The organism is Psychrobacillus sp. FJAT-21963, assembly GCF_001420585.1.
GTDB lineage: Bacteria > Bacillota > Bacilli > Bacillales_A > Planococcaceae > Psychrobacillus.
Map to the genome: position 1 here is coordinate 96713 of NZ_LJIY01000009.1, position 21223 is coordinate 117935.

Sequence of the window (21223 nt, forward strand, 5' to 3'; positions counted from 1 at the left end):
CCTAAACGAAAAGAGGATTAAAAATGCCGATAGTATCTATATGTATAGGGGTAGCCCTATTACTTCTATTAATGATTGTTTTTAAATTAAATGCTTTTATCTCGTTAATTCTAGTAGCTCTTGTAGTAGGTATTTTAGAAGGAATGTCGCCACTTGATGCAATGACATCTGTTCAAGGTGGATTAGGTGGTACGCTTGGTAGTTTGACGATGATCATCATTTTTGGAGCAATCCTTGGTAAATTGATGACAGATTCAGGTGGAGCGCAACGTATTGCAACAACACTTATAAAATCATTTGGGAAAAAGAGAGTTCAATTAGCAGCTGTTCTAACAGCTTCTGTAGTTGGGATTGCCTTGTTTTTCGAAACAGGGGTAGTAGTATTAATTCCTTTAGTATTTACCATTGCAACTGCAGCAGGAGTTCCAGTGTTATACATTGGTATGCCTGTAATAGCTGCACTCATCACGATGCATGGATTTGTACCTCCGCATCCTGGACCAACAGCTGTTGCTAGTGTATTCGATGCAAATATCGGGAAAACCTTATTGTATGGTATCGTAATTGCTATTCCTGCAATTATTATTGCTGGACCACTATATACGAAACTGTTTAAGAAAGATTTCTTAGAAGTAGACATACCAAAGGGATTATTTAATCCAAAGGAATTTACGGAAGATGAAATGCCTGGTTTTGTAACAAGTCTTTTAACATCACTTATGCCGGTAATTTTAATCGCTTCTCAAGTAATTGTTGAAATTGTAGCTCCAGATTCAGCAGTTATGCCGTTCTTTGATTTCATTGGTAATGCAAATGTAGCTTTATTGCTTTCTGTCATTCTTGCATTCTTTACTTTCGGTCTAAACCGAGGTAAAACAATGAAAGATGTCATGAATTCTGTTGGAGAAGCAGTGAATGGAATTGCAATGATTCTATTAATTATCGCTGCTGGTGGTGCTTTTAAACAAGTACTGATTGATAGTCATATTGACCAATACATTGCAGATATCATGGCGGATTCAACTCTTTCTCCATTACTTTTAACTTGGTTAATAGCAGCAATTTTACGTGTAGCAGTTGGTTCCGCTACAGTGGCTGGTATGACAGCAGCAGGTATCGCAGCACCTTTAGTAGGAATGACTGGTGTAAGCCCTGAGTTAATGGTATTAGCTGCCGGTGCAGGAAGTGTTACATTCTCTCATGTTAATGATGCTGGATTCTGGATATACAAAGAATACTTTAATTTATCAATCGGTAAAACAATTAAAACATGGTCTATCATGGTTACAATTATTTCATTAGTTGGCCTTGCCGGTGTTTTATTTATTAATGCGATTATTTCATAAGAAATTGAAAAGCGTATCTTTTTACAAATGGAAATTTTGTAGAAAGATACGCTTTTTTTTGTATAAATATACGATATACTATCAATATTGACAAAAAAGGTAGGCGAATTTATATGCAAAGGTATTTAGGTGAAATATTGCTAGTGATTACAGCAATTATTTGGGGAAGTGGATTTGTTGCAAGTGCTGTTTCATTAGAATATTACACACCTTATCAAATTTTAGCAGGAAGGTTTATGATTGGCGCTATTTTATTAACTATTCTCTTTCACAAAAAGTTAAAGAAACTAAATAAAAGTTCACTAATTAAAGGAGCAATATTGGGGGTATTTCTGTACCTGGCATTTGCTCTTCAAACGGTAGGACTTCAATATACAACCCCATCTAAAAATGCATTTTTAACTGCAGTAAATGTTGTATTTGTACCCTTCATAGGATTTCTCTTTTATAAGAGAAAAATCGATATGTTTGAATTGATTGGTGCAGTTATGGCCGTAATTGGAGTGGCGGTACTGTCTCTTAAAATATCAACGGAGATTAACATAGGAGATTTGCTCACTTTATGCTGTGCAGTCGGATTTGCATTTCATATCTTTTATACTGCTCGATTTGTAAAAACAGAAGATCCAGTTGTTATCACGATTGTACAAATGATGGTAGCTGCACTCGTTGGATGGATTGTTGTAATCTTTAGAGGAGAAACTTCATTTTCTTTGGAAACTGAAGGAATTATGAATCTTCTTTACCTTGGTGTTTTTTCTACAACAATCGCTTACTTAATGCAAACAGTTGCACAGAAATACATATCAGAAACAAAGGCTGCCATAATACTATCTACAGAGTCTTTTTGGGGGATGGCATTTTCAGTAATTATTTTAAGTGAAGTAATGACCCTAAAAATGATGATTGGTGCTATTCTCATTCTTCTAGCTATTATCATATCTGAAACAAAATTTAGCTTTCTAAAAAAGAAAGTGGAAGAATTGACATAAAATAAACAAAAGCGTTTTTATAATATAGAGACGCTCAAATTGTAGATTTTTATTTTTGACCCGATAATTTTCGTTCCAGGCGGACGCGTTCCGCCGGCATGGCTTCAGCCGCTTCCCTTGCTCCTGCGCAAGCTCGTCGCAAAAAAAACGTTGCTCCAGCGCAAGCTCGTCGCAAAAATTAATTTCGCTACGCTCAGTCCAGGGTCTTCAGCTCATGCATCTGCCGCTTCGCTTTCGATGCAGAAAACATTTGCTATTCCGGCTGGAGTCGCCGCCTTCCACTCTAATCAACTATTATCCGCTTTTCAATCAAAAAACATGCCATTAATAGAGCAAGCTTTTATAACTGAAGTTTTTTCAATTAGTATTTATAGAAAATCGTTGAAAAAGGCGACACTCCTGCGGGAATAGCGTTAGCCGAAGAACCCGCAGCGCAGCGAGGAGGCTAAGGCAACGCCAGCGGAAAGGGAGCCGTTTCAACGATTTTCTTATTTATCGGAAGACATTCTTTAGTAGTCCAAGCTCCTCGGCGCTCACCCACAGAAAACGAGCGGTAAGCTTTGGAAAACCTGATCGATTCTATATAAAAATAACTCGAGATTGACTACAGTCTGAAGCGTTTCTAATTAATATAGAGCACTTTTATTCTTTCTTATTTAACTGGAACCCAAATTTCATTGTATGTTTCTGTTTTATAGATATTTGTATCCAAATAAACTTCAAATGGTTTTATGGAAGACAGTTCATATGGATTGGATGGAAACCATTCCGAAAATATTCGCTCCCATGTATTTGCGATTGCAGATGGAAAAGGTCCTTGAACTTCAAAAACAACCCATTTTGAGGCAGGGAAGTCAATGCGCTGAAAGTCAGTTGAATTAGTACCATCATATTCTGCTGCAACATAATAATTCATCCTGTTTTTCTCTCTACTTACCTCAGCCCAGATGCCTAATAACCCATTTATGTCTCCACTTTTTAAATCTAATAATTGATTTAGGGTTCCATCCTGTTGAATCTCATTCCAAAATGTTTGAAACGCTTCTATTCCACCGTTTTCTACATCGTACGGAAATTCTCTATTAACTCCAATAACTTGGAAAGCCTCTCTCTCCACAAGACGATATTGCATTGGTTTAGCTCCTCCTTTAATTTAATTTCTCCCGTTAAATCTTCTTCATACAAATTATATTTCAACATTGCTACTCATTCAATGAATAAAAGGGGAATGAACAACAATTGAAGAATTAACATGAAGAGCGAGACATAATTAGACTCTAAAAAAGCTAAGAAAGGCGAATGTGCATGATTCACGTTGTAAATGGAGATGTAGTAGGAAATAAGATTAAAGATATAGAAGAAGAAATTATAGTTTGGAGAGAAATGTATGATTTCGGTCCATTAAGTTTAGAATGGACAAAAGAGGAGCAATTAAAGAGACGTGCTGCTTTTTTTGAACAAAGACTGGAGATTCCAGCAAAACTGTTTATTTCCAATTGTATTAAACAAAATAATTTATTGAATAATATATCAACGAAGGATGAGGTTGTACTGTGGTTCGAGCATGATAGATATGATCAAACCATGCTTATGTATTTATTAACAGAACTATCTTCCTTAGGTATTAAAAATCTATTTATGGTTAGTATTAATCAGTATACTGGAATTCATCCTTTCCATGGATTAGGTCAGTTGTCTTCGGAGCAATTAATAGCTTTAGTAGATGATAAAAAGGAACTTTCAAACGATGAAATTCATGAAGCTATATCTGGATGGATTGCATATAATTCTAAAGAGGAAGACGATTATAAAAAATGGATACAAAACACATCTCATTTTCTTCCTTTTCTACTTCCATTTTTTCAAGGGCATAAAAGCTATTTTCCTTCGTTAAAAACAGGTTTAAATGAAGTTGAGTACTTATCACTAAGTTTAATTAATAATGGAATTTGCCAATTCTTCGAGTTGTTTAATGAGGTAACGAAGAAAAGAGTAAATGATGGGTTAAGTGATTTGCATTTAGCAGCCATTTTAAAGGAATTAATGAAAGGAAAGAATCCCTTAATTACATCTAATCAACCTTTGCCAAATTATTCTGATTCAATTTCAAATGCTAAGATTGACATAACATCTGCTGGCTTAGATGTATTAGTGGGAAAACAAAATCGAATCGATCTTGTAGGAATTGATTGGTGGATTGGCGGAGTTCATCTTTATAAGATAGTTAAATAAAAAGAAACATTAAATCGATTTCTAACATGTTGGAAATCGTTTTTTTTTTTCTTTTTTTTAAACAAATTTATATTGTTTTGTATTAATGCTTGTTAATAGTGAAAGATAAGAAAGAATCTTAGCTATAGACGATCATTTATCGTGGCTAACATTCATTTAAATTTTGAGGAGGTGTGAATCTGTGAAAACAATTCATCGAATTGCTTTAGTGCTCGTAATAATTGGTGCAATTAACTGGGGATTGATCGGATTTTTTGAATACGATTTAGTTGCTTCCATTTTTGGTGGACAAACGGAAGCCATGTCTCGAGTAATTTATGCTCTTGTAGGTATAAGTGGACTAATTTGTATCCCGCTTTTATTTGAAGCACACAAAGAAGTAGGAGCAGAACGAAGTAGGACTTCAGGCTATAATAATTTAAAGTACGAGACTGAATTTAGTGATGAGGCAGACTTTACAGATATTCGAGAATACAATAAGAATAATTCGGATAACAATAACAGTAACAACAAACAAGTTTAGCTTGTTTCGTTGTAGGTATTTCATCATTATTTTGTCTGCTAAAAAACTGACGGCCTATATTGGCTCGTCAGTTTTTTTTCTCCATGTCAGTACTCCGCATTAATGGACAAAATTTTTATGTAAATTGCAATAAAAGATACATATATTTACCTATAATCATCTATTTACAATTAAATAAAATCGGAGTAGTATTATCGTCAGTTTCAAATTCTATATCGCTTAATCCAAACGGAGCGGGGGAACCATTTTATGTGGCTCGATGAGTCATATGGGGTGAATCCTACGAATGTAGGTAGGGCTACTCTTTTAGCCCGAATCCGACAGCTAACCTCGTAAGCGTAATGAGAGAGGAGATGGAGCTGGTGAGACGGTTGTTACAAGTCTACTAGGCTTTTTACTTGATGCCTTGTGGGCTTTTTTGTCGTTATTTTTGTTTTATGTTGATATTTTTGATGATAGAAAGAAGTGGGAATTATGTTATCAGCAGTTAAAAGATTTTTAATAGGTCGTCCATTGAAGTCATCTGAATTAGGTGAACAAAAGCTGAATAAAACGAAAGCTTTGGCAATCCTTTCTTCGGATGCTTTATCGTCTGTTGCTTATGGACCAGAACAGATTTTGCTTGTATTAATGACTGTTGGGACAATAGCTTACTGGTACTCTATACCAATAGCAGTAGGAGTGCTCATTCTATTACTTGCATTAATCCTGTCCTATAGACAAATTATTTTTGCTTATCCACGTGGTGGAGGTGCATATGTTGTATCTAAAGAAAATTTAGGAAAAAATGCGGGTTTAATTGCAGGTGGGTCTTTGTTAGTGGATTATATCCTGACTGTCGCGGTAAGTGTCTCTGCTGGAACAGACGCTATTACTTCCGCTATTCCAACCTTACACGATCATAATGTGTTGATTGCAAGTGTGCTTGTAATTTTCATTACTATTTTAAATTTAAGAGGAATTACGGAATCAGCTTCAATACTTGCTTATCCAGTATATTTATTTGTCCTTGCATTGTTTGTTCTAATTGGAGTTGGTCTTTACAATATAATTATTGGAAATGTGTCACCTGTTTTACATGCTCCATTAGGTACTCCAGTTGCAGGTATTTCGTTATTCTTGTTACTTAGAGCATTTGCTTCTGGTAGTTCTGCGTTAACTGGTGTGGAAGCAATTTCTAATGCAATACCTAACTTTAAGTATCCTGCTGCAAAAAATGCCGCTAAAACATTATCGATTATGGGCTCATTACTTGCGGTTTTATTGGTAGGAATAGTAGTTCTTGCCTATTATTATGGTATTTCTCCCAAAGTGGAGGAAACGGTAATATCACAAATTGCATCTGAAACGTTTGGAAGAAATTATATGTATTATTTCATCCAAGGGACAACAGCTTTGATACTCGTTTTAGCTGCAAATACGGGATATTCAGCTTTTCCTCTATTGGCATTTAATCTGTCGAAGGATAAGTATATTCCTAGTATGTATAAAATGAGAGGAGATCGTTTAGGGTATTCTAACGGAATTATCACCCTTGGAATTACTTCAATCCTTTTGATTATGATATTTAATGGTCAGACGGAGCAACTGATTCCACTGTATGCAGTCGGAGTTTTTATTCCCTTCACGTTGTCTCAAACAGGGATGCTAGTGAAGTGGTTTCGAGAAAGACCTAAGGGTTGGCAAGGTAAATTGACGATTAACTTTATTGGTGCGTTAATTAGTTTTACAGTTATGATGATTTTCTTTATTACTAAATTTGGTCAGGTATGGGCGGTATTAATCTTCTTGCCACTACTAGTTTTATGGTTTCATAAAGTAAAAAGACACTACGTAGCTGTTGGGGAGCAACTAAGTATATCTTCCTGTGAACCTCCTTTGAAAATTGAAGGGAATGTAATTATCGTACCTGTTGCTGGAATAACGCATGTAGTAGAGAATTCTTTAAACTATGCGAAATCTTTAAAACCAGAACAAATTCTTGCAGTGTATGTAGCATTTGATAGAGAAGATCAAAAAACATTTGAAGAAAAGTGGAAAAAATGGCAGCCTGAAATTCGTTTGGTAACTTTATACTCTCAATATCGAAGTATTATTCAACCTTTATCTAAATTCATTAGTATAGTAGAAAATAAAAGCATATGAATCGAATTATCGAGTGACGGTTTTAATTCCGCAGTTTATACCAAAAAAGGGCTGGCATAATATACTTCATAACCAGTCCAGTTTGCTGATTAGATCAATTTTGCTTTATCGCAAAGATGTTATAATTACTACTGTTCCTTATCATTTTAAAAAGTAATAGAGTTAGAGCCCATCCTTTTTAAGATGGGCTCCTTTTGTTTATATTATATTGTATTGTTAAAAAAGGTATGGAACAAATTCGCATGTGATGTTTAGCGGTTAGCTGATTATCTTTTATTTCTTCTATTATAAATTGCTCTTGTAAAGGAAGTCTAAAAACGTTTTGGCGAAAAGCTAAGTAAATTCCTGCATCTGAACCTTTTGCTCCTTTACTCGTTAATACTAGTTTTTCTCCATTTTGGTTCAATTCTAGTATTCCAATCATCGATGACCAAGGAAGAGGAAGGGCAATATTCATATAATATTTATCATTACGGTGATGAGAAGAGTAGAGTGCGACAAAGATTACTTCTTTACCTATTTTTCGAAGCCATGCTCTCGTATTTTTCCTACCATCTTCTACAGCTATAATTTCGCCAGTCATTTCCATTTGTGTATTAGTATATGGAAGATTTAGCTGTTGAACGTTTCTACTAAAAAATCTATATATAGCGGCAAAGGGCTTAAACCAATTGTGCCAGTTTACTTCTGAATATAGTCGAAATTGGTTTGTATTTTCATACAAATCAATTATTGTTGCGGATAGAAATCTCTTTTCTAAGTATATTCCCATATCATCCACAAGACCTTTATAGGTCTCCTTACCTAAATGCTTATATAAAATCTGTTCTCCAATTACATATTTCCCCCGAATACTACTGATAGGGAATTTCGACTTAATCTCTTTGGTTTTTGGGGCAAGTATTGACCAGCCAACAACCCCACATAATGCGAACAAAATAGAATTGAAAAATCCATGAAACTTCAACATAAAATCAATACTTAGAGCAAAAACTCCAAATACATTACCAACGGCATATAACAAGGAAAAAATAATTGTAGTCCCTAATGCTCCGAATGATATTAGCACCAATGTTTTTTGCAGTTTATTAGGGAAAACTGATTTAATGGCTAAAACTATAAGCCCATATATTCCAAAAATATATAGGAGTACTGAAACTAGTTCTAACCAAGGGGAGAAGGTGATTCCAAGTGCAACGACAATCGGAGAAATTAAAATAACGCTACAAATAATATTGTAAGTTTTTCTTTTAGATAAACGACCAAGAAAACCTACGAAAATAGGTAGCAAAAAGGAAGAATAGTGAAAGTGAATTGCTGTCAGCCACGTTAAAATGGGAGAAAATCCCGTATCAATTTCTGTGACAGAAGCAAAAAACCACATCCCACCAATGAATAAATACATCATTCCTGCGTCTATTGAAAATTCTTCTAAATGATCAAATCCACGTTGAATAAATCGGTGGAGCCCATATATAGCAACGACTAAAGTAAATAATAAATAGATACCTGCAAGAAGTATGTCCCATTCAGTAGTAGTCGTTGTTTGTAGGATGAAAATAGATGCAAAGGCTGGTATTGCAAAATAATAATACAGTCTATTTTCTTTTTTCAATATTAATTGTAGAGTGATTGGTACAAATATTAGTTGTGCAACGGTTAACATTAAAAAATACCAAGGAGTTACATTGAAAATGACGACTACTAAAAATCCAATGGTATGTAAAAGAGCAATTCGCTTAAAAGTCATTTGTTTGAAATTCTCCTTCATATTCAAATAAAGTGCCGATTAACGGGTTTTTTATAAGGACATGTATAGAATAAACGTCTCTTTCTTCTATATAATATTCAGTTACATGGACCACACCTTGAAAAATTCTTGGCAGTGGTACTTCTATATTACCTATAACAATTCGCTGTTCTCGTGATTCAATTAGCATCCGTCCTTCTTCAGTAACAAAGAAAACCAGATCGGAGTAAAATATGCTTGGTTCTCCTAAGTAATCTTTTACGCTATTACTGGCAGGATCTAGGCTCATAAGCGCATTAAAATATCTTTTTTTATTTTTAAAATAAAATATTCTCTCCCAGTGCACCTGATTCTCTTTGTTCGGTCCGATTAAACTTGTATTTACAATAGTAAAAGGAATATCCGATCCATGTTCGGGGAATAAAAACTTCCATCTTGTCGCTAATAAGAAAAATGGGTACATCCATTTTGGTCCACGGCTGATTTTTTTCATAACACCAGTTGCTTTAAACTTTTTACCAACAGGTAGCTTATATCGTTTTTGAAGCATTGGATGAAGTTTATTAAATTGATCGCCAAGTATGTGTTTATAGATAGTCATTCAAATGCTCCTTATCTAACTCGTTTGCAATTTTTAGCTGACGGTATATCTTTGCTTATGAAAAATCCAACTAAGGAAAGAATAAATAATGACATGTTAAAAGTTAACGGGTTGAATGGATGACTTAAATTAGTTGGATCTGCGAGAATTGCTGAGAACATTAACAGAGGAAATAAGATTAACTGTAACCCTAGTAATTTTCTTTTATTTTTGTAGAGTAACCAAGTAAGACCGAAAACAACTTCCAATAACCCAACTGATGAGACGATAAAAGAGGCAGAGATTGTTGTAAAAGAAAGTAGGCTACTTGTCATCAAGATTTCATCCGGGTGCATGTATATTAGCTTTGGTACTAAACCTTGATACAGCCATATAAAGGAGAACAAAAATGTAATCATCCAATGGCTAAAAAAATGTTTGTATTGTGAGGATGGAGACTCTCCTTTTTCAAGCCATCTTTTTAATACATCGAAACTTAGTGCAGTTGCCCATCCGATTAGGGGCCGGAAAATTAGAAAATCAAAATAGCGGCCGAAGATTCCAAAATTCGTTTTATAATCGTATTGTGTAAGAAATCGAATAGAATCTTGTTCCGGAGCATACTTCCAGTAACCTTTTCCCTCTCGAATAATAGAAATTGCTTGATCCGTTCCAAAGTGTAAGGAGGATGTACGTGATTCATCTCTTCCATGAAAAGTGCCAACACTTTTTCCCCATCCAGCAATGTGCAAACCAAATCCAATATTTGTTTTATAGTTGAAATGTTGAGGCTCACTTTCTTCTTTTGGTAAATAGGTGATAGAGGTAAATCGCAAATCCCATTGCTCGTGTTGCTCAGGTTTCTGTGTAGCATTCCATAACTTTTCCATCTCTGAATTAATAGGTATTTCAACATAAATTGGTTTACTCTTCATTTCATTCACCTCCCATAAAGCTTATCATAAGATAAAGGACTTTTCGCTAGTATTGCAGAATAGATATGAAAGTTGGAGGGATAATTTTGAACCGTGTAGATGTAGCTTCAGCCTTAATCCATGATGAGAATGGGTACATATTATTAGTGAAGAATAGAAAAGGTGATTCGTTTTATTGGGGGCTTCCAGGAGGGGCAGTAGAAGAAAATGAAACGCTCGAGAAAGCGGTTATCCGTGAGGTAAGGGAGGAAACGGGTTATAAGATAAAAATTACTGGTTTAAATTCCATCCGAGAAGTGTTCTTTTCGGATAGAGGTCATCACGCGTTAATCATTACTTTTAATGCAAAAATTATCGATGGTCAAATAAATATCAATGACCCGGATAATGACATTGTTGAAGCAAGATGGGTAGATTATGGAACTGCAAAAGAACTAATGCCATTTTTATTTGAAAGCTTAAGAATTGATTCAAATGATAATAAGTCACTTGCATTTTACGAATTTGAAGGAGTTCGATAATAACAAGACGAAGAGCAAAAGGGATTTATGGGGGTAAAAATGAATCAAACTATTAACTATAAATTTTGGACTGTTTGTATGATACAAGATAACGATAAAGTGCTCCTACTAGATAGGCAACATGATCATTTTAAAGGTTTTATTCCTCCTGGTGGTAAAGTAGAATTTCCAGAGAGTTTTGTCGAATCAGCTATTAGAGAGGTAAAAGAAGAAACCGGGCTGGAAGTAAGTAATCTTATTTTTAAAGGTATCTATGAATATGTAAATCTAGAAAAAAACGATCGATATATTATTTTTAATTACTTAACGAAAGAATTTAAAGGAGATTTATTAAATGAATCGCCTGAAGGAAAACCGATTTGGGTACCTATCAAAGAAATGGATTCACTTCCAATACAGAAATCGATTCGCAGAAGGATTCCTCTGTTTTTTAAAGAAGGGACATTTGAAATTCAGGTGACTTGGGATAATGAAAAGAATGATGAAGGAGAAGTAGTGATTAGAGAAACTTGATCTTTTTTAAAAAATAGAATCTTGGAGGCGAATGGATGGAGCAAAAAATAGTTAGTCACAAAAATCAAGAGGGGTGGAACCAATCTGCTTATCAAGCATGGACGAATCGCCACGGATCACCTAAAGAATTTGCAAAGAAGCTAAGGGGAAATCCCACTAGTGCTGTTTCCCACTATTTAAATTTCATGGGGAATGTAAAAGGTAAAAGGATTGCCAATTTTTTAGGATCAAAAGGAAATAAAGCAGTTTCTTTTGCGTTGTTAGGAGCCGAGGTTTTAGTAGTAGATATTTCAGAAGATAATAAGAAATATGCGATCGAATTAGCAGAAGAGGCAAAAGTAAAGATAAAGTACATAGTTTCGGATATTCTAGAGGTTCCCGATGAGGCGGAACTAAATGAGTTTGACTTTGTTCTGTTAGAATTAGGGGTACTTCATTACTTTGTGGATTTATTCCCATTATTTAAAGTGGTTTTCGATTCACTTAAGCAAGGTGGACAATTTATTTTAAGGGATTATCATCCTTTCGTTTCTAAGCTAGTGCATGTAGAAGAAGGAGAGATGCTTGCAAGTGGCGATTATTTTAGTAAGGAAGTAGTGGAAGAAGATGTAGCCTATAGTATTTTACTACCGGAAGAAGAACGATCTTCTTTAAAGAAAGTTAATATTCGAAGATGGACTTTAGGGGAAATTGTCACTTCTATTTCGAAAGCAGGTCTTAACATCAGCTATCTAGAGGAAGAACCTGGAGTTAGTTGGGCATTTCCATCTGGTTCACCAGAAGGAATAGAAAACAAAATGCCCGGATTATATACGTTAATAGCTAAGAAAGGATGAAAGTATTTTTTCATCCTTCTTTTATTTTTAGATTATCTATTTTCATTATATAAAACCCGCTCCACGCAAATACTATAGATGCGAGGTAAAAAATACTTCCAATAGTAAGAAAGTCAACTAAATATCCTGTAACAATAACCGCAAAAGCTGCACCAACCGAAGTCCAAATGTGGTAGAGACCAATTTCCTTACCAGCAGTCTCCTTCTTAACCGTACGTGCTAGTACTGTTTTTTCACTGTTTTTCTGTATCGCACCTAATAAACCCATTACAATTTGAAGTATATATACATGCCAAATTTCATAAGCAAGCGGAATAATGAGTAATAGGAGTGCCATTCCCCATGAATAAATGACTAAGAGAGATTGGTCTCCTGTCCTGTCTGCAAATTTACCAATAACTGAATAGCTCAATGCTGCCGTAAGAGCAAATAACCCGTATGCCCAACCAAACTGTGAATAACTATTTCCAACATTTTTTAATAGCAGCACGTAAAATGGAAATATCATACTGGCAGACATACCTATTACGCCTTGATAGATAATAAATCTTCTGTATTTCATTTATAATACTCCTCATAGAAAAGATTCAGAAATCGTTTTTCAGGATCATATTTTTCTTTCAGTTCAAAAAATTCTTCCACTCTCGGGTAGGCGATTTCTAATTGTGCTTTTGTAGGGAAGTTATAGTATGGAAGATAATAGGTTCCGTCGTGGTCTAATGTAATATCAATCATTTTCTGTATGACCTGATCCACTTCTTTGATACTTTCTTCGTTCGTCTCTTGATTGATAAGTAATACAAGTGCAAACATATCTTCTTTTGCATAAGACATGATTGCCTCATCATTTTGCTTCACATATCGTATAGTGATATTCAGTAAGTTGATATTCTTTTCCTTTTGAAGCATATCTCTTAAGTCATCAATATAGGAAGTGAATTCATCTACCGGTACAAAATATTCTTGTAGTAATTCCGTTTTGCTAGCACTGTCATATTCCATAAAAGTCGATTCCGAACGCATGACATTATTTCTTGAAATATAGGAACCATCAATTCGATTATTATATTCTTTTTGCGTCTTCCAAAACATATTTTTTCCATGCGTATTTATCCGAGAGAGACCAAGAAGTAACTTTGGAATAGCAATGATTCTCTCGCGTTTTAAGGTAGTATGATTGCTTAATAGTGATTGGTCTTCGGCTAAGTAATAATTAGTTACATACATTTCTGATAAAAAGCTATCAGGTGCAACTGAAATTCTCGCCAAATGCATTTTTACTGAATCACCTTTAACATGGGTTGTGAAATAAGTACTGTATTCATCATAGGTTAGTGATTTTGATTGAACTTTATAGAGTTTATCATCCGTCAATTGCAAAGTTACATCGAGAATTACACCGAATAATCCATATCCACCATTCACTAACTGGAACAGTTCTGTATTTTCTTCTCGACTTACTTGTATGATTTTTCCTTGTGAAGTGAGTAATCTAAACGATTCTACTGTTTCAATTAAAGAAGTATATTGAATGTCACGACCGTGGACATTTACACTTAATGAACCGCCGACAGTGAAAATATTTTGAGATTGGCTTACCTTTAATGCAAGCCCATAAGGGTTAATATAGGATTGGATATCCGCCCATGTTACCCCGCTTTGTACAGTGATGAGTTTATTCTTTGTATCTAAGTCAAGAATTTTATTATAGCTTTTCATATCGAGTAGAATACCATCGGGATAAAGCGTTTGCCCGCCTTGACTATGTTGCATTCCTGCTATGGATATTGGAATATCTTTTTCATTTGCTTCTTCTATAATATTAACAATATTTTCTTCCCTATCACTTGATTTTATTGCCTTCATTTTGACAGGTAAGAGACGTCCGTGATCTTTCACAACTGGTTCGGCAAGCTTTGCTTGAAAGAGTATGAGGGAACAAACAAGTAACAAAATATAAAAAATTACGAAATATTGTCTCTTATAAATTTTTCTCTCCTCCTATATCAAGTGAAACCGAGCTATACATTTTTATAATGGTTTGGAATTGCCACATAAAAAGGAGAGAAAAACCAAGATGATTGGCATTTCTCTCAACTGTATTACATTCCTTTAAAAATAGGTTTTCGTTTTTCACTGAATGCGTTTAATGCTTCTATTCTATCTTCTGTTGGAATGGTAATTTCGTAAGCTTTGCGTTCGATACTTAATCCAGTATGTAAATCGACATTCATGCCGTGTTTGATAGCAAATTTGGCTTGTTGTAGCGCAATTGGGCCATTTACTAGCATTAGTGCTGCGAAGCTTTCGGTTTCTGCGATTAATGTTTCACGTGAAGTAACTTTAGTTACTAAGCCGTATGCTAATGCTTCTTCTGCTTTTAATCTTTTTGCTGTAAGGATAAGTTCCAACGCTTTCGCTTCTCCAATAAGACGTGGTAGACGTTGTGTACCACCAGCGCCAGGAATAATGGCTAAGCTTGTTTCCGTTAATCCTAGTTGAATGTCATTCGCTGCTATCCGGAAATCACATGCAAGAGCAAGCTCTGTTCCACCCCCAAAAGCATAGCCGTTTAGCATTGCGATGGTAGGTTGTGGAAGATTTTCAATTGCTGAAAAAACTTCTCCAATTTTTAATATATTTCGTTTTACTTGTTGGTCAGTCAATGTTTTTCGTTCTTTTAAATCCGCCCCAACACTAAAAGATTTCTCCCCAGCACCTGTAAAAATCACTATTCGCACATCTGGATTTATACGAATAGTTTCAGTGATTTCTCCAAGCTCTTGAAGCATATCGTAATTAAATGCATTTAGAGCATCTGGTCTATTAAGTGTCACATAAGCAATATTTCCATGTTCTTCATAATGAATAGATTCCATTTTTCTCTCCCCCAAAAATAATTTTTTCTCCCATACAAAACATATCATTTTACTATTGGTCTGTCATCTTTAGGAGATAGTTTCAAATATAGGTCGATTTTCCTTTTTTGATTTGATACAATTATGTTATTGAAATTCGAAAGATTTGAGGAATTTACATGGACATTTTTGTTGCAAGACAACCGATTTTTAATAAAAATGAACATATTTTCGCATATGAATTGTTGTATCGTAATGGTCATGATAATTCCTTTCCACTAATAGATGGAGAAACAGCTACTTTAGAAGTACTAGTTCACTCCTTTTTGACGATAGGTATTAATGAACTAGCTGGAGAAAAACTATGTTTTATTAATTTCACTGAAAACCTACTAGTAAAGGATATGTTCGCAAAATTTCCAGAGAATAGAATAGTAGTAGAAATTCTAGAGGATATACCAATAACCTCTGCTTTACTTCAAAAAATTAAAGAAATTAAGTCTTTGGGCTTTTTGATTGCATTAGATGATTTTGTTCTCCAAAAAAATATAACGGTATATGATGAGTTATTTTCACTCGTTAATTTCATTAAAGTTGATTTTCTTTCAAGCACCGTGGTGGAAAGACAAGCAATCGAACGAATTGTAAAAAAGAATTATCCACATATTGTACTGCTTGCTGAAAAAGTTGAGACCCGCGAACAGTTTTATGAAGCAAAAGCTGCTGGTTACGGGCTATTTCAAGGTTATTTCTTTGCTAAGCCTGAAATTATTAAAGGTACAGAAATTCCAGCCAATTTAGTACAGTACTTTCGGATTATTAGTCTTCTACGTGACAAATCTTCTTCTATTGAAGAGGTAGCAGAAGAAATTGAACGAGATGTCTCACTTTCGTTTAAAGTATTGAAGTTGATTAATTCCCCTGCAGTACGATTAAAATCTAAGATTCGCTCGATAAAGCAAGGTGTAGTTATGCTTGGCTTGGAGGAATTAAATCATTGGTTATATGTTCTTTTACTTCATGAATCTAAAGTGAATCATTCGGGTGACGGAATGGCTCTAATCGAGGCCTCCTTATTCCGTGCGAAGTTTTGTGAGTTACTTGCAAAAACTAAAGTCAAACAAAATGCGTCAGAGTATTTTTTAGTTGGCATGTTCTCTTTAATCGATACTTTACTTCATCAATCGATGAACCAATTACTTCAGGATTTACCGCTTTCTGATGAAGTAGCGGCAACACTTTCAGGTAACCTCACTGAAATGACTCCATATTTAGAGGTGGCAATTGCCTGTGATGAGGTTCGATGGGACGATATGTTAGAGGGTGTAACGATTCTAAATATCGATCACGAGACCTTGAATGACATCTATATAGAAGCTCGTCGTTGGGCTGCTGAAATATTAAATTAACTAATTTCTAGTGGATGGTAGTTTCATACTTTAAACAGACCATGTTTTCCAAAGCTTACCGCTCGCTTTTTGTCTGGGACCCGTTGATTTTCGTTCCAGGCGGACGCTTTCCGCCGGCATGGCTTCAGCCGCTTCCTTCACTACGTTCAGTCCAGGGTCTTCAGCTCATGCACCTGACGCTTCGCTTTCGGTGCAGAAAACATTTGCTATTCCGGCTGGAGACGCCGCCTTCCACTTCAATCAATTATTATCCACTTTTCATGTTGAAAACTATTATGCCATTCCTAGAGCAAGTTTTTAATTATTTCAATTAGTATTAATAGAAAATCGTTGAAAAAGGCGACACTCCTGCGGGAATAGCGTTAGCCGAAGACCCCGCAGCACAGCGAGGAGGCTAAGGCAACGCCCGCGGAAAGGGAGCCGTTTCAATGATTTTCTTATTTATCGGACGACATTATTAGTAAAGTCAAATTCTATAATAGACTTTTTCAGTGCCATCGCTACCCTGCAGGGTCTCGTTCGTCTCGCTTTTCCCGTAAGAGTCGAGCGGACGCTTCTCCAAACCAATAAAATGCTACCTAATTATATTCTCTATACTCAGGTAGAATAATCTTGAGGTAATTGAAAATGATGATAAAAAATCAATATATTGAGAAAGACCAATTAGGCAACTGCCTTTTGTCTTCAGTCTGTAACTATCATTCCTAGAGGATGGTAGTTTTTTTATGAGCAAATGTATTTTATTCATTAAATTGGAAAAAATATTTTTTGTAGATTATTGCATTTTATATTAAAAGTTGTACAATAATATAGGAACAAACGTTCTTGTTAAAAGGAGGATATGATATGCCACTAATACCGGATGAATCGTTGCCATACTTAGAAAACATGATCTATCTTCCGATGGTTTTAACCATTTTGGAAAAGGATCGAACCATTTTTGAAAAAGGCCCTTTTAAGCTAAAACGACCTTATATATCTATGGTGGAGAAAGCCGTAAAGCAAGCCCAAAAAGAATTAAAAGAGACACATAGTTATATGAAACGACATAGTATGAAAGTTCTTCGTGGTGAAGGTGATGATATGTTCACGGAGTATGTATTTTTTCATGGTGGTTATGAAGAACATCGTAGGTACTTAAACGTTCGCCTTCGAAATAGAGTAGAAGAACTCATTTCTATTTATTTTGAGCTTGTTGAAAAATCTTGTTGAACTTTAAAATTTATTAGAAGAAGATTGGTTTCTGGTCGATAAAAATCCCTCATATGAGAGGTGACTCATTCTTTTTAAAAAATGTGTATTTAGCAAATTGGCGAAACCGAATTGTTTGCTTAAAGTATTTGCCGACGTTTCAACAGTAATTGTTTGCCCATTTGTTAATAAAACCTTACACACCCCTTCACTTGCATGGAAACCATCAATCGCTTTAAGTGAAAACCAAACATTTAAATCTGATTTTGGTGAAAGTAAAGGTATTAATATACATGGATTTCCATAGTCATGTGCGATAATTATAGGAAGTTTAAGGTAATTTCCGAGTGTTTCTCTGGAAAGGTTTTTTGCTTGTTGAAATGAGGAGCCATAGTAGGCACATGATTGCCTTACTATATCGTAAGGCTTTTTACCTACTAACATAGTTTCCCCTGAAATATTAGTAACTTTTGTATAAACTTTGTTGTTTATTCGGACTGGCTGTAGAACTGCAGTTTCAAATGAAACGAGGAAGGATTTATCTTTTATTATTTTCATCGTATTTTCCACTCCTTAGTAGTTTATACATCAATTATAGTTAAATATGGAAATAAAGCAATCGAATATAACGAATTTTCTAAAACTTTCAATTAATCTTAAAATCATAATTTTCGCAAAATGATTGCATCTCTTCTTTTACTTTTATATAATAGAAAAAAGACATCGGGGTGATCAGAGATGGACAAACAATATTCATACGCAGATTTCTTAAAAGCAATGGGGCAAACAGGAAAAGAAAGTTCTGCAGAAAAATTGTTAAACGAAATTTATCTTGATATGTTTTTGAACATAATTCACCGGGAACAAAGTAGTTATAGATTATTGCAGTTAATTGATGATGCCTTAGACCAAAAAGATAAGCATGCATTCATAGAGTATACGAATGCATTACAACAATTACAAAGTATAAAGTAGACTGAAAGCCGCTTATGCAGAGCGGCTTTCTTTATGTTTAAAATTGTTTTAAAATTCGATTTATTTCTACGAAAAGTTCTTGTAAACTTATTTAGTAAGTAAAGGATGCCTCCACAATATTTACCGGGATCAGGATCTTCTGCTGATTGGTTTATTCAACAAACCAAAATGCCTGGAATCACATTAGAAATATCACCGTATATAGGAGAGAAGTCGGTGCCGCTTGAAAAATGGGAAGCTATCTGGAGACAAAATAATAAAGTAGGTTTGTATCTAGCCTTAGAGGCATCAAAAAGATAACAGCACAAACCTAGTAAGACCGCTTGTTTTAAGCGGTTTTTCTTATTTGTGAAAAAACATACGTTCGTTTTATTCGTTTTCAAAAAGATAGTATGTTAAACTGAAAATATTCAAGTTATGGGAGGCTATCATATGGATCAAATATTCGATTTGCAAGCTCCGTATAAGCCAGCGGGGGATCAAATAGAAGCAATAAAAAAATTAGTAGAAGGGGTTCAGGAAGGAGATAAACATCAAACCTTACTTGGTGCAACAGGGACAGGAAAGACGTTTACTATTTCAAATGTAATTCAACAGATTAATAAACCAACTTTGGTAATGGCACATAATAAAACCCTTGCCGGACAGCTTTATAGTGAGTTTAAAGAGTTCTTTCCTAACAATGCAGTGGAATACTTCGTTAGTTATTATGATTATTTTCAACCTGAGGCGTATGTGCCCCAAACAGATACGTATATTGAAAAAGATTCGAGCATAAACGAAGAAATTGACAAGCTTCGTCACTCGGCAACATCTTCCTTATTCGAAAGAAAAGATGTCATCATTATTGCATCTGTTTCATGTATTTATGGTCTCGGTAATCCTGAAGAATATAAAGAAATGGTCGTATCACTGCGATCAGGAATGGAAATTGAGCGAAATCAGTTACTTCGAAAGTTAGTGGACATTCAATATGAAAGAAACGATATTAATTTCACGCGAGGTACATTCCGTGTTCGTGGAGATGTAGTAGAAATCTTCCCAGCTTCAAGAGATGAAAGATGTCTAAGAGTAGAGTTTTTTGGAGATGAAATAGACCGAATTCGAGAAGTAGATGCGTTAACGGGAGAAATTTTAGCAGAACGAGATCACGTAGCTATATTTCCAGCATCTCACTTCGTTACACGTGAGGAAAAAATGCGTCTTGCCATTGAAAATATTGAAAAAGAATTAGAAGAACAACTTAAACTATTACGTAGTGAAGATAAATTATTAGAGGCACAAAGATTAGAGCAACGCACTAATTACGATTTGGAAATGATGAGAGAAATGGGATTTTGCTCTGGAATTGAAAACTATTCACGACATCTTACATTACGTGAAGCAGGAGCTACCCCATACACGCTATTAGATTATTTTCCAAAAGACTTTTTACTCGTTGTTGATGAAAGTCATGTTTCATTACCTCAAGTAAGAGGAATGTTTAATGGTGACCAAGCAAGAAAATCGGTGCTTGTTAATTATGGTTTCCGATTACCTTCTGCTTTAGACAACCGTCCACTTACTTTTCAAGAATTTGAAGATCATGTAAATCAAGCTATATATGTATCTGCAACACCTGGACCATATGAAATTGAACATACCCCTGAAATGGTTGAACAAATTATTCGACCAACCGGACTACTAGATCCAGTCATAACCGTTAAACCAATAGAAGGTCAAATAGATGACTTAATCAATGAGATCCATGAGCGTTCCGCGAAAAATGAACGGGTGTTAATTACTACATTAACAAAGAAAATGTCAGAGGATTTAACAGATTATTTGAAAGAGATAGGGATAAAAGTCCAATACCTACACTCAGAAGTGAAAACATTGGAGCGAATTGAAATTATACGTGAGCTTCGTTTAGGGACATATGATGTTTTAATAGGAATTAACTTGCTTCGAGAAGGTCTTGATATTCCCGAAGTATCTCTTGTGGCAATTTTAGATGCTGATAAGGAAGGATTTTTGCGATCCGAACGTTCTTTAATTCAAACGATTGGAAGAGCTGCCCGAAATTCAAATGGTGAAGTAATTATGTACGCGGATAAAATGACAGATTCTATGAAAAAAGCAATCGATGAAACAAAACGCCGTAGAACAATTCAAATGGAATACAATGAAAAGCACGGCATTACGCCGAAAACGATTGAGAAAAAAGTTCGCGAAGTTATTCGAGCATCTCAAGTTGCCGAAGAAGAGGGAACTTATGCACAAAAGTTAACAAGTGGAAAAGCGTTAACAAAAGAAGAGAAAGAAAAACTATTGGCAAATCTCGAAAAAGAAATGAAGGATGCAGCCAAAGCGCTTAACTTCGAACGTGCCGCAGAATTACGTGATGCAATCCTCGAACTAAAGCTGGAAGGATGAAG

General features: G+C 35.0%; 20 protein-coding genes, 1 pseudogene and 1 riboswitch. Of the genes and pseudogenes, 13 read left to right on the forward strand and 8 right to left on the reverse strand.

Translation table 11 applies throughout. The features are described from left to right. Nucleotides 1–23: 23 nt before the first annotated feature. Together AN959_RS17070 and AN959_RS17075 are read left to right on the forward strand one after the other, a co-directional pair. Entirely contained in the window at nt 24–1346 is a 1323-nt protein-coding gene (locus tag AN959_RS17070; protein WP_056832531.1) for a gluconate:H+ symporter, read from the forward strand. 113 nt (nt 1347–1459) lie between these two features. Continuing rightward, nucleotides 1460–2338 (forward strand): DMT family transporter, encoded by an 879-nt coding sequence (locus tag AN959_RS17075; RefSeq protein ID WP_056832533.1) that lies wholly within the window; start codon nt 1460–1462, stop codon nt 2336–2338. Between the two features lie 652 nt (nt 2339–2990). On the opposite strand, the gene AN959_RS17085 is transcribed toward AN959_RS17075, so the two are convergent. Further along, entirely contained in the window at nt 2991–3470 is a 480-nt protein-coding gene (locus AN959_RS17085) for a GyrI-like domain-containing protein (RefSeq protein ID WP_056832538.1), read from the reverse strand. A gap of 173 nt (nt 3471–3643) precedes the next feature. On the opposite strand from AN959_RS17085, the gene AN959_RS17090 reads away from it, so the two are divergent. The 3 genes and pseudogenes from AN959_RS17090 (at nt 3644) to AN959_RS17100 (ending at nt 7395) form a co-directional block, all read left to right on the forward strand. Then, nucleotides 3644–4570, forward strand: coding sequence for a DUF1835 domain-containing protein (locus AN959_RS17090; RefSeq protein ID WP_056832539.1), 927 nt, complete (start codon nt 3644–3646; stop codon nt 4568–4570). A 181-nt stretch (nt 4571–4751) separates the two neighbouring features. Beyond that, nucleotides 4752–5093 (forward strand): DUF378 domain-containing protein, encoded by a 342-nt coding sequence (locus AN959_RS17095; RefSeq protein WP_056832541.1) that lies wholly within the window; start codon nt 4752–4754, stop codon nt 5091–5093. A 206-nt stretch (nt 5094–5299) separates the two neighbouring features. Next, nucleotides 5300–5448: riboswitch (cyclic di-AMP (ydaO/yuaA leader) on the forward strand. Nucleotides 5449–5567: 119 nt separating this feature from the next. Beyond that, nucleotides 5568–7395: pseudogene (locus AN959_RS17100) on the forward strand (APC family permease). Nucleotides 7396–7416: 21 nt separating this feature from the next. On the opposite strand, the gene AN959_RS17105 reads toward AN959_RS17100, so the two are convergent. The 3 genes from AN959_RS17105 to AN959_RS17115 are packed head-to-tail and all read right to left on the reverse strand — an operon-like array spanning nt 7417 to nt 10503. After that, nucleotides 7417–8988 carry a YndJ family protein gene (locus tag AN959_RS17105; protein WP_253278941.1) on the reverse strand — a complete coding sequence of 524 codons (1572 nt, stop codon included), beginning with the start codon at nt 8986–8988 and terminating at the stop codon, nt 7417–7419. Continuing rightward, nucleotides 8978–9589, reverse strand: a complete 612-nt coding sequence (locus AN959_RS17110; RefSeq protein WP_056832543.1) for a DUF4166 domain-containing protein — start codon at nt 9587–9589, stop codon at nt 8978–8980. The genes AN959_RS17105 and AN959_RS17110 overlap by 11 nt, the downstream gene beginning before the upstream one ends. An 11-nt stretch (nt 9590–9600) precedes the next feature. Next, entirely contained in the window at nt 9601–10503 is a 903-nt protein-coding gene (locus tag AN959_RS17115; protein ID WP_056832545.1) for a DoxX-like family protein, read from the reverse strand. An 86-nt stretch (nt 10504–10589) separates the two neighbouring features. Here AN959_RS17115 and AN959_RS17120 point away from each other — a divergent pair, with 86 nt between their 5' ends. Genes AN959_RS17120 through AN959_RS17130 form a run of 3 tightly spaced genes read left to right on the forward strand, consistent with a single transcriptional unit; the run spans nt 10590 to nt 12373 of the window. After that, nucleotides 10590–11024 carry an NUDIX hydrolase gene (locus tag AN959_RS17120; protein WP_056832547.1) on the forward strand — a complete coding sequence of 145 codons (435 nt, stop codon included), beginning with the start codon at nt 10590–10592 and terminating at the stop codon, nt 11022–11024. Between the two features lie 39 nt (nt 11025–11063). After that, nucleotides 11064–11537, forward strand: coding sequence for an 8-oxo-dGTP diphosphatase (locus AN959_RS17125; RefSeq protein ID WP_172794399.1), 474 nt, complete (start codon nt 11064–11066; stop codon nt 11535–11537). Nucleotides 11538–11572: 35 nt separating this feature from the next. Then, on the forward strand, nt 11573–12373 hold the full coding sequence (locus tag AN959_RS17130) for a bifunctional 2-polyprenyl-6-hydroxyphenol methylase/3-demethylubiquinol 3-O-methyltransferase UbiG (RefSeq protein WP_056832549.1): 801 nt from the start codon (nt 11573–11575) through the stop codon (nt 12371–12373). A 10-nt stretch (nt 12374–12383) separates the two neighbouring features. On the opposite strand, the gene AN959_RS17135 is transcribed toward AN959_RS17130, so the two are convergent. From AN959_RS17135 to AN959_RS17145, 3 genes are all read right to left on the reverse strand, one after another. Continuing rightward, nucleotides 12384–12935 carry an MFS transporter gene (locus AN959_RS17135; protein ID WP_053588398.1) on the reverse strand — a complete coding sequence of 184 codons (552 nt, stop codon included), beginning with the start codon at nt 12933–12935 and terminating at the stop codon, nt 12384–12386. After that, nucleotides 12932–14362: an FAD-binding oxidoreductase gene (locus tag AN959_RS17140; RefSeq protein WP_056832551.1), complete on the reverse strand. Its 1431-nt coding sequence runs from the start codon at nt 14360–14362 to the stop codon at nt 12932–12934. Before AN959_RS17140 ends, AN959_RS17135 begins: the two co-directional genes overlap by 4 nt. 113 nt (nt 14363–14475) lie before the next feature. After that, the gene (locus AN959_RS17145; protein ID WP_056832553.1) at nt 14476–15252 is read right to left on the reverse strand and encodes an enoyl-CoA hydratase-related protein; all 777 of its coding nucleotides are present in this window, start codon (nt 15250–15252) and stop codon (nt 14476–14478) included. Between the two features lie 158 nt (nt 15253–15410). Here AN959_RS17145 and AN959_RS17150 point away from each other — a divergent pair, with 158 nt between their 5' ends. Together AN959_RS17150 and AN959_RS17160 are read left to right on the forward strand one after the other, a co-directional pair. Then, entirely contained in the window at nt 15411–16640 is a 1230-nt protein-coding gene (locus tag AN959_RS17150; protein WP_056832555.1) for an EAL and HDOD domain-containing protein, read from the forward strand. A gap of 846 nt (nt 16641–17486) precedes the next feature. Then, the gene (locus AN959_RS17160; RefSeq protein ID WP_056832559.1) at nt 17487–17852 is read left to right on the forward strand and encodes a hypothetical protein; all 366 of its coding nucleotides are present in this window, start codon (nt 17487–17489) and stop codon (nt 17850–17852) included. A gap of 3 nt (nt 17853–17855) precedes the next feature. Here AN959_RS17160 and AN959_RS17165 read toward each other — a convergent pair whose 3' ends face one another. Further along, nucleotides 17856–18389 carry a competence protein ComK gene (locus tag AN959_RS17165; RefSeq protein WP_053588403.1) on the reverse strand — a complete coding sequence of 178 codons (534 nt, stop codon included), beginning with the start codon at nt 18387–18389 and terminating at the stop codon, nt 17856–17858. A 180-nt stretch (nt 18390–18569) separates the two neighbouring features. Here AN959_RS17165 and AN959_RS17170 point away from each other — a divergent pair, with 180 nt between their 5' ends. From AN959_RS17170 to uvrB, 3 genes are all read left to right on the forward strand, one after another. Further along, entirely contained in the window at nt 18570–18806 is a 237-nt protein-coding gene (locus AN959_RS17170) for an IDEAL domain-containing protein (RefSeq protein ID WP_053588404.1), read from the forward strand. 105 nt (nt 18807–18911) lie between these two features. Beyond that, a complete protein-coding gene (locus AN959_RS17175) occupies nt 18912–19106 on the forward strand; it encodes a hypothetical protein (RefSeq protein ID WP_056832561.1) in 195 nt (64 codons plus the stop codon). 132 nt (nt 19107–19238) lie between these two features. After that, nucleotides 19239–21221 carry an excinuclease ABC subunit UvrB gene (gene uvrB, locus AN959_RS17180; RefSeq protein ID WP_056832563.1) on the forward strand — a complete coding sequence of 661 codons (1983 nt, stop codon included), beginning with the start codon at nt 19239–19241 and terminating at the stop codon, nt 21219–21221. Nucleotides 21222–21223: the final 2 nt, after the last annotated feature.